This window comes from Rhodococcus sp. NPDC056506 (assembly GCF_042794945.1).
Taxonomy (GTDB): domain Bacteria; phylum Actinomycetota; class Actinomycetes; order Mycobacteriales; family Mycobacteriaceae; genus Rhodococcus_F.
In genome coordinates this window covers 1-13,442 of the sequence record NZ_JBHTSW010000020.1, presented here as the reverse complement: position 1 = coordinate 13,442, position 13,442 = coordinate 1, and the positions used below count along the sequence as shown (strand labels likewise).

13 protein-coding genes are annotated in these 13,442 nt (G+C 61.7%); 7 read left to right on the top strand and 6 right to left on the bottom strand.

Annotated elements, in window-relative coordinates; genetic code table 11:
* Positions 1-13: 13 nt before the first annotated feature.
* The 6 genes from ACFQ6H_RS17180 to ACFQ6H_RS17155 all read left to right on the top strand — a co-directional run bounded on the left by ACFQ6H_RS17180 (position 14) and on the right by ACFQ6H_RS17155 (position 5,195).
* Entirely contained in the window at positions 14-685 is a 672-nt protein-coding gene (locus ACFQ6H_RS17180) for a methylamine dehydrogenase light chain (RefSeq protein WP_029256402.1), read from the top strand.
* Complete coding sequence (locus ACFQ6H_RS17175; RefSeq protein WP_378647465.1) at positions 682-2,001, top strand: hypothetical protein; 1,320 nt, start codon at positions 682-684, stop codon at positions 1,999-2,001. The genes ACFQ6H_RS17180 and ACFQ6H_RS17175 overlap by 4 nt, the downstream gene beginning before the upstream one ends.
* A complete protein-coding gene (locus ACFQ6H_RS17170) occupies positions 1,998-3,587 on the top strand; it encodes a multicopper oxidase family protein (protein ID WP_378647463.1) in 1,590 nt (529 codons plus the stop codon). The genes ACFQ6H_RS17175 and ACFQ6H_RS17170 overlap by 4 nt, the downstream gene beginning before the upstream one ends.
* A 27-nt stretch (positions 3,588-3,614) precedes the next feature.
* Positions 3,615-3,962 (top strand): plastocyanin/azurin family copper-binding protein, encoded by a 348-nt coding sequence (locus ACFQ6H_RS17165; RefSeq protein WP_378531099.1) that lies wholly within the window; start codon positions 3,615-3,617, stop codon positions 3,960-3,962.
* Entirely contained in the window at positions 3,962-4,285 is a 324-nt protein-coding gene (locus ACFQ6H_RS17160; protein ID WP_378542181.1) for a biphenyl 2,3-dioxygenase, read from the top strand. Before ACFQ6H_RS17165 ends, ACFQ6H_RS17160 begins: the two co-directional genes overlap by 1 nt.
* Positions 4,286-4,358: 73 nt before the next feature.
* The gene (locus tag ACFQ6H_RS17155) at positions 4,359-5,195 is read left to right on the top strand and encodes a methylamine utilization protein (RefSeq protein WP_378647461.1); all 837 of its coding nucleotides are present in this window, start codon (positions 4,359-4,361) and stop codon (positions 5,193-5,195) included.
* 95 nt (positions 5,196-5,290) lie between these two features.
* Here the strand turns inward: ACFQ6H_RS17155 and ACFQ6H_RS17150 are convergent, their stop codons facing one another.
* From ACFQ6H_RS17150 to ACFQ6H_RS17125, 6 genes are all read right to left on the bottom strand, one after another.
* Positions 5,291-5,980: a vancomycin high temperature exclusion protein gene (locus tag ACFQ6H_RS17150; RefSeq protein WP_378647459.1), complete on the bottom strand. Its 690-nt coding sequence runs from the start codon at positions 5,978-5,980 to the stop codon at positions 5,291-5,293.
* Between the two features lie 25 nt (positions 5,981-6,005).
* On the bottom strand, positions 6,006-7,739 hold the full coding sequence (locus tag ACFQ6H_RS17145) for an ABC transporter ATP-binding protein (RefSeq protein WP_378647457.1): 1,734 nt from the start codon (positions 7,737-7,739) through the stop codon (positions 6,006-6,008).
* Entirely contained in the window at positions 7,736-9,457 is a 1,722-nt protein-coding gene (locus ACFQ6H_RS17140; protein WP_378647455.1) for an ABC transporter ATP-binding protein, read from the bottom strand. The genes ACFQ6H_RS17145 and ACFQ6H_RS17140 overlap by 4 nt, the downstream gene beginning before the upstream one ends.
* A gap of 89 nt (positions 9,458-9,546) precedes the next feature.
* Complete coding sequence (locus ACFQ6H_RS17135; protein ID WP_378628475.1) at positions 9,547-9,894, bottom strand: plastocyanin/azurin family copper-binding protein; 348 nt, start codon at positions 9,892-9,894, stop codon at positions 9,547-9,549.
* Positions 9,895-9,904: 10 nt separating this feature from the next.
* On the bottom strand, positions 9,905-11,452 hold the full coding sequence (locus tag ACFQ6H_RS17130; protein WP_378647453.1) for a multicopper oxidase family protein: 1,548 nt from the start codon (positions 11,450-11,452) through the stop codon (positions 9,905-9,907).
* A complete protein-coding gene (locus ACFQ6H_RS17125; protein WP_378647451.1) occupies positions 11,449-12,333 on the bottom strand; it encodes an ABC transporter substrate-binding protein in 885 nt (294 codons plus the stop codon). Before ACFQ6H_RS17125 ends, ACFQ6H_RS17130 begins: the two co-directional genes overlap by 4 nt.
* Before the next feature lie 283 nt (positions 12,334-12,616).
* Here ACFQ6H_RS17125 and ACFQ6H_RS17120 point away from each other — a divergent pair, with 283 nt between their 5' ends.
* Positions 12,617-13,348 carry a TetR/AcrR family transcriptional regulator gene (locus ACFQ6H_RS17120; RefSeq protein WP_378647449.1) on the top strand — a complete coding sequence of 244 codons (732 nt, stop codon included), beginning with the start codon at positions 12,617-12,619 and terminating at the stop codon, positions 13,346-13,348.
* Positions 13,349-13,442: the final 94 nt, after the last annotated feature.

The following is a 13,442-nucleotide window of genomic DNA, read 5'->3' as shown; positions in this document are numbered from 1 at the left end:
CCCACAGCACAACATGACGGAGAATCGATATCCCGTCGACGAGGCGACAGTTCAGGCCCAGGCCGAATGGATGGCGGGCCAGGGTGGCTCGCTCACCAGCCGAACGGGTCGCAAACTCTCCGAACGAGTTTCGCGGCGGTCGATGATCAGTCGGATCGGCAAGTGGACCATGGGTGTGTCAGGGGTGGCACTGATCAGCACGCTTCCCGTGACTCGCAGCGCCTTCGCCCAGGAGCCCGAAGTTCCTGCGCCGGCGCCCGGGCCGGAGCCTCTTGTCCCCGTCTACGACGGCAAGGATCCAGCCGAGTGCGAGTACTGGCGCTGGTGCAACATGGACGGAACATCCTGTGCCGCATGCAACGGCGGCGGTGTCACCACCTGTGCGCCCGGCAGCAAACCCGGCGCAGAGTTCTGGGTCGGATGCTGCACCAACCCTGATACCGGCAAGACCTATCTGATCGCCTACTACGACTGCTGCGGCGCGCCCTCGTGTTCCAACGCCTTCTGCGGCGAACCGGACATGCAGGCCGTGATGTACAACCCGGTCTCCGGAAGCTACGACCAGGAAATCATCTGGTGTGTCTCCGACGAGTCTCAGGCATACACCTGCACGATGGCACCCATCATCGGTGAGGACTGCCAGACTCGGCCCGCGGAGCGCCCCAAGGTCGGTGCCGGATCATGAGCAGTTCACGAACCCGAAAACTGGCGCGCCCAGCCGTTGCCGTCATTCCACTCACCGTCGTGCTCGCGCTGGCCGGATGCAGTTCGTCCGACAACGACGAACCCTCCAGCGCAGGCGATGTCACCTATCCGACAGTTCCGTTCACCGCCCCGGGCGAGGGGATCTCACTCGGGCACGACGACCAGGAAATCGGCGATACCATTCCCGAACCACTGCACGTCGGTTCGATCACGCCGATCGCAGCTGACCGCCTACTGGGCGTCGAGGGTGGATTCGGCCAGCTCGAGCTCAGTGTCAATGTGATCGATCCGAAAACCGGTGTGGCCGAAAGTCGAATTACCGTCGGTCCGGGAATCTGGGATCCGGTCATTCACGGATTTGTCGGGGATTCCGCCGAAGACCCAGCGGTTCTCGCGGCCGAGGTGTGGCGTCCCAGAGGTTCCCGCGGCGCAGCCGATTTCACGGTCAGCACCTACTCCGGAAACCTACTGGAACCCGCCGAGGTCATGCTTCCGGACGTCGCACGTGTGCATTCCCGTCCCGGCTCGAACGCCGTGACCTCCGACGGCAAGTTCTTCGTCACGTGGGACGACGGTTTGTACGGCATCAGAGTGGTCGACCTCGAGAAGAAGGAAGCGACCGGTGCACTCCAGATAGTCGGCTGCGGTCCGTTCACGTGGATGGTCGAGCACGAGTTGTACAGCGTATGTGAGGACACCCGAGAACTGCTGCACGTCACGATCGGTGACGACGGCGTCCCGAAGGAAACCGCCCGAAGCAAGGTCCTACCTGAAGATTTTGTCTCCACACGCAAGGTCACCTGGGCATCAGAAGCACAAAAAGCACTGCTGGTCAGCGAGAACGGCGATGTCTACGTTTTCGACTTCTCCAACGGACTGCCTCAGGAAGTTGTCGAGCCGATCGGGAACGCCGGGCAGGATTCGGGTCGATTCTCGGAGAACGTCATCAACGCCGACGCATCCCGGCTCGCAATCGCGTACACGGATACGGCCATTCATCCGGACTCCGCTCGCGGAGGCTCACTGGTCAAGATCGACTTGTCCGACGCGGCGAACTACGCCCCGGTGAAAAGTCTGACGCTCGCAGACCTCGGCCTGACGGACATCAAGAGCATGACCTTCTCCGTCGACGGCGCCACGTTCTACGTGCTGGGTACGGGGCCGGAAGTCGAAGGTTCTGCACCGCAGAAGATCGTGGGCTACAACGCGACCACCGGTGAGCAGGTCAGTTCTGTCGATGTCTCTGGCAACGTCGGCGATGTCAGTGGGTTGATCACACCAGAAGTACTCCGATGAGTCGTCCCGGATCCGGTGTGGTGATGGGACGGCGCCGTTTCCTGAGTTTGGGAGCACTCGGCGCCGGAGCACTCGGGCTCGGTGCTGTTGGAACGATCGCCGGATGCAGTTCCACTGCAGCAACTCCGACGCCCACAACCGATCTCGACTACATCCTGCCCACCGACCCCGAAGTTGCTGCAGCCGAATCGGCGCGAGCCTGGAACGGAACCACCGCTGCGTTTGCCCTTGCCTCCGGATTCTCGACGGTAGATCTTGGCGGACGCCTCGTGGACACGTGGACGTACGGAGGCTCTGCGGTGGCTCCGGAACTTCGCCTGAAGTCCGGTGACCGGGTGAACGTCAGCGTCCAGAACGGCCTCGACGCCGAAACAACACTGCATTGGCACGGAATTCGAATCCGCAACGACATGGACGGCGCGGCACCCACCACGCAGGCTCCCATCGGCGCCGGTTCGAGTTTCGAGTACAACTTCATCGCACCGGATCCGGGAACGTACTGGTACCACTCGCACAGCGGATTACAAGCCGATCGGGGGCTATTCGGCGCAATGATCGTCGAGGACCCGAACGACATCACCGGAGCCGACGCCGATGCCGTCCTGGTGCTCGACGACTGGCTCGACGGATTGGGTACCACCCCGGATTCCGTCCTGATGGCCCTGAACCCGGCAATTTCGGGCGGGCATGGCGGACACGGCGGTGGGGCAACAACTCCGGCAGAACACTCTGAAGCCGACATGTCCGTCGCGCAACAGTTGGTGAGCGGCGGACACGGTTCTTCCGAGGCACTCGGCGGAATGACTCAACACATCGCGTATCCACTGCACTTGATCAACGGGCGACCACCCAATGATCCTGCTGTCATCACTGCAGCGCCTGGTTCGACCCTTCGACTACGAATCATCAACGCGGCAGCCGAAACTCCGTACCGGTTTGCCGTGGCCGGACACGAGATGACGATTGTCGCCACCGACGGCTACGACGTGGTGCCAACTCCTGCCGACACCATCATCGTCGGCATGGCCCAACGCTACGACGTACTGGTGACGGTGAAGTCGGGAACGTGGCCGGTGGTCGCGAAGGTCGAGGGTCGAGACGGTTACGCATCGACCGTCCTGCGGAGCGCTGACGCCTTGGCTCTCGCGAATCCGGATGTGGGCGGCAACCTCTCGGAACTGGCCGGCAGGCTGGTACCCGAAAGTGCGCTACGACCAGCGGAATCCGCACGTCTCCAGACGAGGTCACCCGACCGCGATTACCACATCGAATTGATCCAAGCCGGAGATCGTTACGTCTGGGGCATGGCGGGTGCCGATGCGGGCAAACTCGTCATGAAACAGGGCGAACGGGTTCGCATCACGATGAAGAACACTTCCACGATGTGGCACCCCATGCATACCCACGGCCACACGTTTGCGGTACCGGACTACGGCGGACTTCGCCGCGACACCGTCAACGTCCTACCAGGTGCCGAGCTTGCCATCGAGTTCGACGCCGACAATCCCGGCGAGTGGATGTTCCACTGCCACAACGCCTACCACTTCGAAGCCGGCATGACGGCAAATCTGCGTTACGTCCGCTGACAAGTTGAAGAATGGAGAGAACCCCTCATGAAGAAACTCGTTCCCGCTTTCCTCGCCGCGTGCGCTGCCTTGAGTCTCACCGCCTGCAGTAGTGATGCAGGTGCGTCGTCGGACGAACCTGCCGTCGTGATCGAGGTGAAGAACATGGCGTACACACCGGCATCGGTCACCATCGAGAAGGGACAGACCGTCGAATGGAAGTTCGACGACAGCGGACTCCCCCACGATGTGGTCGGCAACGGTGAACTCGACGGGAAACTGAAGAGCGACTTGCTCACCGAGGGGACCTTCTCCTACACGTTCGACGACGCCGGAACTTTCACCTACCACTGCACGCCCCACCCGATGATGGTGGGCACCGTGATCGTTCAATAGTGAGGAGGTGGATCGCCGGCTTCGGCCTCGCCGTCGCCGCAACGTGTGTTCCAGCATGCGGCACAAAAGATCCCGTCCCCGACGTGGTGGTCGAGATCAGCAATGTTCAGTTCAGTCCGATGGACGTGACAGTAGAGCGTGGTGGCACCGTCGAGTGGCGCTTCGACGACGGTGGACTCCTGCATCACGTCGAGTCGCCCGGCCTGTTCGACAGCGGCATCACCGGGGACGGCGCATACCGGCACACGTTCGAGAGCGCCGGCGTCTACGAATACTCGTGCTCCGTACACCCGTACATGATCGGAGTCATCACAGTGCTGTGACTCTGGCTCAACCTTTTTCACTGTGAGATTGGCTCACTACTTTCATTGAACCACACACATTTTGGAGGATCTGATGACTACCGTTCTCTCACACGGCCCGCTCCAGACCGATGTCCCCGACATCCGGCCGACCCTTCAAGGCTCGGTAGGGACCGCAACTCGTGCCAGCCTCATCGCGGCGGGTGCTGCCGCGGGTGCCGGTATTGCACTCGTTGCTGTGCCCTCTGCGACAACAGCTTTGACCACTGCCGTTGTCGGAGCCGGACTGGTCACTTCGCTGGCCGCCAACTGGTCGACCTGCGGCATGTCCGTTGCCGGAGTTGTTGCCGCTCCGAAGCAAGCTGACCGAAAGGGATCCTCGACTCCGGTACGCCGACTCGGCTGGCATGCAATGGGTTCCGTCACGACAGGAGCCGTCGCCGGCGCACTGATCGGCGCGATCGGAGCGGCGGTGTCCGGCTACGTCCCGGTCGGCTGGGCGCTAGGCGTCTGGGCCGTCGTCGCGGTTGCGTACGGGCTGCACGAGTTGGGTGCGGTGAGGATGCCGACTCCGATGCGGCGCCAACAGCTTCCGCGTCATCTGCGCCGCAGCATGGCGCCGTGGAAGGTCTCGCTGATCTTCGGTGCGATCATCGGTCCGGGATTTCTGATCTTCATCCGCTCGAGTGCGTACTACCTCCTGGCGCTCGGCGTCATTGCCTCGGGTTCGCCGGCACTTGGTGCGGCGCTGTTCACGGTCGTTTCCCTTGGCCGCTGCATGCCCAGCCTCGCGGCAATCGTGCACACCAAGCGCGGTGGCTCGATGCCGGGATTCCTCTCGATCATGTGCGTCGTGGACCGGCGAGTGCAGAGCGTCACCGGCGCTGCGCTGATAGCGCTGGGAGCATTTGCCGCAGCAGCACTGATCTGACTGTCGACCTAGCACCCTGTGCGTCGAGTGAACACACGCTCCAACTCCCCGGAGCGTGTGTTCGCTCGACACAAACTGTGCGCACTCTCAGCGCGTCAGGACACCGACAGCGCCGTCTGGACCGAATCCTCCGACGGCGACGTCACCTTTGCATCCCGCCCCCACAGCATGTCCAGCGCTGCCTTGGGTTTGGCGAGAGCCCACTCGCGAGCGGCGTTCTTGATCAGCGTCGGAGTTGCGCACCCGCAATCGCTGTTCACACCGTCTGCGTCGATGCCGACGTCTCGGCACAATGCCACAGCGCGGGGCACGTGGTACCCCTGGGTGGCGATCAACGCCCTGGTTACCCCATACGTATGTATGGCCCGGAAGCAGGTGTCATAGGTATCGAGGCCGTACGGATCCCCCACGATGCGACGCTCATCGATTCCCTGCTCCACCAGGTAGTTCGTCATCGCCGCGATCTCGTCACCCGAGCCGCCGTTCGCGTCGCCGGAGACCAGGACCGCTCTTGCCTTCCCCGCCTCCACCAGCTCGACGGCTGCGTCCAGCCGTCCCTTCAGGAACGCCATCGGCTTGCCGTCCTTGATCTGCGCGCCCAGCACAATCACCACCGGGGCCTCCGGAGCGTCCGCTGCGCCCGACGTGTGGCCGGCCGACGCGACGGAAATCCAGACGATCGAGCCCGCGTAGACAACCGCTCCGAGCACGGCGATACCCGCGACCCAGCGAGGCCACCTGCGCTTCCGCGGCGGTTTCACTGGATCTGCAGCGGCTTCGTCCATTCGTCGATCAAACCACACGGTTTCTTCACCGCTTAGGTGCTCGGTCGATCCTCCATCCCTCCGCGCCACTGCGCTCGGCCCACAGATCCGAGTACTTTCCACCTCGCGCGATCAGGTCTTCGTGGGTACCGACCTCCTCGACGCCACCGTCTTCGAGGTAGACGATGTGATCTGCTCCCTGAATAGTCGACAGGCGATGAGCGATCACCACGACGGTTCGACCACGAGCCAAGCGGTGAATCGCCTCGGTGATCGCGACTTCGTTCTCTCCGTCGAGGGCAGAAGTTGCTTCGTCGAGGAGAACGATCGGAGTGTCTTTGAGAAATGCCCGCGCAATCGAGACCCGCTGACGTTCACCACCGGACAGCAGTGATCCCCCTTCACCCACCCTTGTCTCTTCACCGCTCGGCAGACGATCGATCACTTCGCCGAGTCGGGAATCGCTCACCGCTTGGCGGACCTCCGACTCCGTGGCATCCGGTCTCGCCAACCGAACGTTTTCCAGAATGGTTCCGTCGAACAGGTAAACCTGCTGCGAGACAGTCGATATCCGCGTCATCAGCACACGCGTTCCGATCTCGCGAACATCCGCTCCCCCGATCGATACCGTTCCTTCGTCGACATCCCAGAATCTCGAGATCAGCCGAACCAGCGTGGTCTTTCCGGAACCGGAAGGGCCGACCAAAGCGGTGACCGAACTTTCCGGGAACTCGAGACTGAGGTCGCGGATCACGGAGACGGACCCGTAGCCGAAGGAGACCGAATCGAACCGAATATCGTACGACATGGGCTCTTTCGATACCTCGGGCTCCGCCAGCACCGGTACGCCGATCATCTCTCGGACGGATCCGAGCGACACCCGAGCCAGTGAGATCCCTTCGCCGAACCCTGCGAGCATCTGCATCGGCTCCACGAACCTCACGGCCAACACGAGAACAACTATCACGCTTGCGGTGTCGATGGACCCGGTGGTGACCAGCAGTGCCGCCAGAGCCAGCACGGTGAGAAAGGCAACCTGAACGACGATCATGAATCGCAGCAGATACTTGTCGACCGAACCGATTTCCTGCAGGTGCGCATCCCGATTGGACACAAGAGCATCGTCCAGCCGATTCCAGCCTTCGTCGCTCTTTCCGGCCGAGCGTAGAACTTGCTGTGCCTGTGCATATTCGACGACGCGCGACGCCAACTCGGATTCGCTCTTGCCAATCGTCTCGTATTCGGGCACAACCGCCCGCTGCACATTGCGGTAAGCCCGAATTCCCAGTGGAACAAACACGACCATCGCGAGGGACAGTCGCCAGTCCACGAACAGAACAGCGATCGCCACGGTCGCGGGAGTCACGGTGACAGTGACGAGTTGCGCGATGATCATCCCCGGGATGCTCATCAAGATCGCCGTGCCCTCGGTGACCAGGCGAGTGAACGCTCCACGGTTTGCCTTGCTGAACCACCCGAGCGGAACCTGCACCAAGTGCTCACCGAGGCGATGCATGATTCCACCGGCAAAACCCTCGATTCCGATGCGGTACGCCCGATTCTCGGCGATCCACCGTACGGCGCCACAAGCCACCGCCACGAGAGCAGCCGTGACAACCCACGGCACTGCGGCGTCGTAATCGCCGCGAACCACCGCTTTCAGGATCGGAATCATCAGTGCAAAGACGACACCCTCGAGTATCCCGGCGAGCGTGAAACCCGCTATCTGACCTCGCATCCCATTGTCGCGCCCGAGGATTTCGTCCAGGTCTCGAATCATTGCAGCGCCTTTCGCGGAGATATGTCTTCGACGAGGGGGTTCTGGAGCGCCCACATCCGCGCGTAGGTTCCGCCGAGTGCCGACAACTGTTCGTGCGTACCCTTTTCCACGATCCGTCCGGCGTCGAGAACGAGTATCTGGTCTGCGTATCGGATGGTGTGCAGTCGATGAGCAATCACCATCATGGTGCCGCCGTCTGCACTGATCTCACCCAATGCGCGTTGAACGGCCGATTCACTATGGGGATCGGCCTGCGAGGTCGCCTCGTCCAGGATGACGATCGGCGGGTTCTGAAGGATGGCGCGGGCGATGGTCAGGCGTTGCTTCTCCCCACCTGAGAGCTCCCCACCCGAACTCCCACCGATCTCGGTGTCGTACCCGTCTGGCAGTCGCACGATCACGTCATGAATTTGCGCCCGCTTCGCCGCTGTCTCCACTTCCAAATCAGTTGCATCTGGTCTCCCGAGCCGAATGTTCTCGCGCACGGTGTCCCGCAAGAGCACAACATCCTGGAAGACGATAGCCATCGATTTCAAGACTTCACGACTGGACTGATCTCGTAAATCGCTTCCACCGAGGCGAATAGATCCATCCGTCACGTCCCAGAACCGCGGAAGTAGACGCGCCAACGTGGTCTTTCCAGAGCCGGACGGTCCAACTATCGCGGTGACGGTGCCCGGTTGCAGCTCGAAGGAGATGTTCTCGAGGACGCGCTGTCCAGCGGTGTATTCAAATCCGACGCAGTCGAATTCAACCAAGGTACCGCGAGCCGAGACCGGCTCCCGGGGTTCAGCCAGCTCTTCTTCGCAGAGAATGCTCTCGACGTGGGTCGCTCCGAGTTGGCCTTCGCGGTAGAGGTTGGCCATCGTTCCCAGGTGGAGAACCGAAGATGGAACGCCTATTCCGACGACGAGAAAAGCCACCAGAGCTACCGGGGTAACCCAACCCCCGGAGAGCAGTGCGATCCCCGACCCCGTGATAACCACGATGAGTACAGCCGGCGAGAGAAGGATCGACATCGCGACCACCGGTCTTCCCATCCCCGACATCCATCGCACGCACACCGCGACCATCGAATCGACTGCGCTCGAGTAGCGAGCGAACGCTCGACTCCCATTCCCGTAGGTCTTGACGACCTCGATACCGTCACCCAGTTCGACTGTTGCAGAGGTCAATGTCGACATGGCGCGATTCCACGAGTCGACGTTCGTTCGATACGCTCTGCGCATCGACGGCGCGGCAAGAGCGAGACACACTCCGATGTAGCCCACCAGGACCAGGCTGAACTTCCAGTCGATCGCCACCAGATAGACCAGAGCCACTAGCGGCGACAGGATGGCAGGCACCACGTCGGCGGGAAGATGGGCGACGAGGAGATGCATCCGTTTGACGTCGTCGGTCATCGCTTGTTTCACTTCGCCGGTTCCGCCGTTTGCGAACCAGCCCAGAGGAACTCGAGACAGATGCCGAGCGATACCCGAGCGGATCGAGTACTTGAAATGCGCGTCGGCAGTGTGACACACCGTCAGGGCCGCGTTGTAGACGACGAAACCGAGAATTGTGCCCGCTGCGCCGATCGCGGCCCACCACCAGACCAGATTCAACGACGCGTCGGTCAGAAGCACTCGCGCGATCTCGACCACCGCTACGTAGGGCAGGAAACGCAGCGGCACCGACAGCGCCGACAAACCAGCCCCCAGGAGGAGTCGATTTCTCACGGGCGCGATCATTCTGCCCAAAGCGTCTCGGTCGACGAGACCAGTCGAATCTTTCGAGGCTGCAGCCTCATTCACTTTCATTGCGCCACTCACTCTTCGACGATGATCGTGCCGGTCATGTTCGGATGTGGTGTGCACGTGTACGTGAAGGTTCCCACTTTGTCGAAGGTCTGACTGTAGGTTCCACTTCCTTGCAGTTCACTCTTGGTCCCCAGTTCTGCGAACACGACATCGTGTGGCATACCCTGGTCCTCGAAAATCCACGTGACGGTCTGTCCTTTGTGTACCGTGACGGAGTCCGGTGTGTACGCAAGGTTCTTCACCGAGATCTCGACCGGCGCTTGCTCGGTAGATCCCGTCGAATCGTCACCGCACGACGTCAGCGTGAACACCGCTGCAACAGCGATCAATGTGGTCAACCCGGTGCGAACTGACATTCTGCTCTCCTCATCGAACGTAGTGGAGGTCGGCAGTCATCCCGGCCTCGAAGTGGTACGCGTTGTGACAGTGGAACATCCACCGCCCTGGATTGTCGGCGTCGAAGTCGATCGCCAATTGTGCACGCGGAAGTGCGATCACGGTGTCTCGGCGAAGCCCACCGTACGAGGGAACCGAGAAGGTGTGGCCGTGGGTGTGCATCGGGTGCCACATATCGGTGTTGTTGTTCATGACGATTCGTATCCGCTCGCCCTGCTTCATGATCAACCGACCTGCATCGGCGCCCGCCATTCCCCAGACATATCGATCGCCGGCCTGAATGAGATCCACCGAATACTCACGATCCGGCACCCTCTGTTCCCGTGCGCCTGACGGGCGAAGCTCCGATTCCAGAACGAGTCGACCGCCGGAACCTGACAGCACTGCAGAAGAAGTCAGATCGACGCTCGTTACCGAATCCGGTGTCCGGAGCAGGCACGCGGCTCCACCTGGCTTCCCTTCCACCTTCGCGGCAATAGGCCACGAACCGGACTGCACCGTCACCAATACGTCGTATCGCTGCGCGGGTGCGATCAGAATCTCCTCTCCGACTGCGTGAGCGACGTCCTGCCCGTCAGCGCTGACAACGGTCAACTCGTGCCCGGCAACCGAGAAACGGTACGGAGTCTCCGCCCCGGCATTGATCACCCGTAGTCGGAGCCGCGTTCCGGCCGGCGCACTGACGACAAACGGATCTTCCGCCGGTCGTCCGTTGATCAGATGCAAGGGGTAGGTGATGTGCGTTGCCATTCCGCCGAGTGCCGTCGAACTTCCGTGTCCACTGGCGAGAAGTTCTGCAGCAGAGTCGATCTCTGCATCGTCGACTTCCGGCGGGGTTCCACCGTGCCCGTGGTGTCCTCCCTGCACTTCCGGAGACAATGCACGAAGAACTGCATCCGGGGTTGTTCCCAGCCCGTCGAGCCAGTCGTCGATCACGATGACAACGTCCTCGTCGGCGCCGGTCAGATCGTTCGGGTCCTCGACCACGAGCGCACCGAAGAGCCCTCGATCAGCCTGCAACCCTGAATGAGAGTGGTACCAGTAGGTTCCGTGGTCCGGGGCCACGAAGTCATAGGTGAATTCCGCGCCTGGTTGGATTCGTTCCTGGGTGATCGGCGGGACACCGTCCATGTCGTTGCGGATCGCAATGCCGTGCCAGTGAACCGAGGTCTCCGCCGGAAGATTGTTCTGCAACCGAACTTTAAGCTGGTCTCCCTTGGAGATTCGGATCTCCGGGCCCACCGCTTCTGCGCCGTACGACCACGTGTCGACCTCTCTACCGCCCAGGCTCACCCGAGCCGGCGTAGATGTCAGGTTTCGTTCGACTGTATGTCCGCTACGAAATCGCAATTGCTCGGCAGCACGAACCTCGTCGTCGAACGGCGAAATTTCGGAACTGGTTTCGTTCGCCGAACCACGGCTGCACGCACTCAATGCCGCCGAACTCAGAGCCGCAGAGCCGAGCGTCAACGCTCCCCATTTCAGAGCCAGACGCCGACTCAACGCACTCGAACTCATGCCGTCAGCGCCGTGAAATCCTGATAGCGCTTCGCGGCAACAGATTCGGTACCCGCACCAGCCAGATTGCCCGCAGCCATGGCATCCATGTCCTCGATCATCCAGAAGGTGGCGAAAGGATGAGTAGCGAGCCACATGTCTCCGTTGACTTTGGCCACTCGGTTCTCCTGCACCGCTGGAAGACTCGAGAATCCGGGAACACCGGCAACCTTGCCGAACTCGTACACGCCCTCGTCGAACACGGCCACGATCCGAGCGTCCTGCGCCGGGATTGCTTCGTCGGACAGGGGTGCATACGGCAGACCTCCAGCGGCGTTGGCTCGCTGGGATTCCGGACGCCCGAAGCCGCTCTCCGCCAACAACAACGACGGCGGCGCCTGTTCGGTGGTGGTGGCGAGAATCCCTGAGCTGCTCATCAACACCGATACTGTGTTCGTTTCACCACCGGAGCGAGCAGAGACGTCAGCGATCTTGCTCTCCAAAGCGCCAGTCAACTTGTCGGCGACCGCCTGACGATCGAAAGCACGACCGAAGAAGGCAAGATTCTCACGCCACGGAGTGGTGACGGCCGGGACCGGCACTGTGGGGACGGTCGATGCGAGGGAGTCGTAGTAGCTCCGATCACCCATCGACGTGAAGATGACCAGTCCCGGATCCTGGGCGAGGACCTGCTCGATCGGGGGTGCACCGAGCGGCGGCACCGTGACCACCTCGGTACCAGCTGACGCCAGGATGTCCTGGCCGATCTCCGATCCCCACGACGTGAAGGCCACGTCGGGCGTAATGCCGACGGCAAGGAGACCGAGTGCGGCGTATTCGTCGAGGGAAACAATTCGCCCGAGGTCGTCCGGAACCGACGTCTCACCGAATTCGTGGGACACAGCATGCGTTCCCTCGACAGGTTCCGTCGTCGGCCCTGCCTCACTGGAGCTACAGGCGGCCGCAGTCAGGGCAACGACACTGACCAGCAGCGAAGCACCCAGCCTTGATAGATAACCGGGTCGCGTTTTCAACTTCATGGTGTCCTTCAGCTTCGAAAAATCGGGGGTTCGCACAAATCCGAGCACTGCTCGGATTTGGCAAGTAAACCTCACCTAAGTTCATCCGTCAATCGCTTGCGCCGACTACGCGACCTGATCCGACGCCGCTAAGCTCGGTCGGACCATGACTGCGCCATCACCTGACAAAAAGCCCGCCGCGAAATCACAGCGCCGCCGGAGTTACAACACCGGGATCACTGCGGACGCAGTGCTGACCGTTGCGTTCGGGCTCAGTCGCGAGCACGGAGTCGAGGGCTGGTCGCTGCGGCAGCTGCTCGGCGAACTCGATACGTCGTTCTCCGTCGTCTATCGGCTCGTCGGAGATCGCGAAGCACTCTCGGCGGCGGTGGTCGACAGTGCGATGTCGACCGTGAACGTGCCATCCGCAGAAGAAGATTGGCGTCAATGGTTGACACATCTGCTCTTGCAGATGCGAGAAGCGTTGATCGAGTGTCCAGGCGCGGCGCAGTGGCTGCTGATGAACGGAGTTGCCACCGAGCGCAGCCGGATACTCATGGAGGCCGGATTGGCATCGCTGACAGACGCCGGGTTCGGAGCGGAAGCCGCCCAGGCCTATACCGTCGCCTTCACCTCGACAACCACGCTGATCGCCATGAACGACGCCAGGCGCATTCCCAGCGGTCAGCCTTCACCCGATCACAGCGCGATGCTGGAACGACTGAGCAACGACGGGCCCGCCGATCCCCGTTCATCGATGGAGACACTGATCGGGAAGTTCGCGGGGCCACCGGATACTGCGGAAGCGACACGGGCAGAACACTATCGCTACACACTCGACCGTGTCCTCGACGGTCTCGAAGCGCGACTGGACGCAATCAAAGAGTCACAGAAATGACCGAGGGGTGGGGGGGGGGGGTTATCGGGCGGCGGCCCCCGGGGGGAGGGGGTTGGTGGTGGGGGGTAATGTAAAAAGGGTGGGGCGAAAAGAA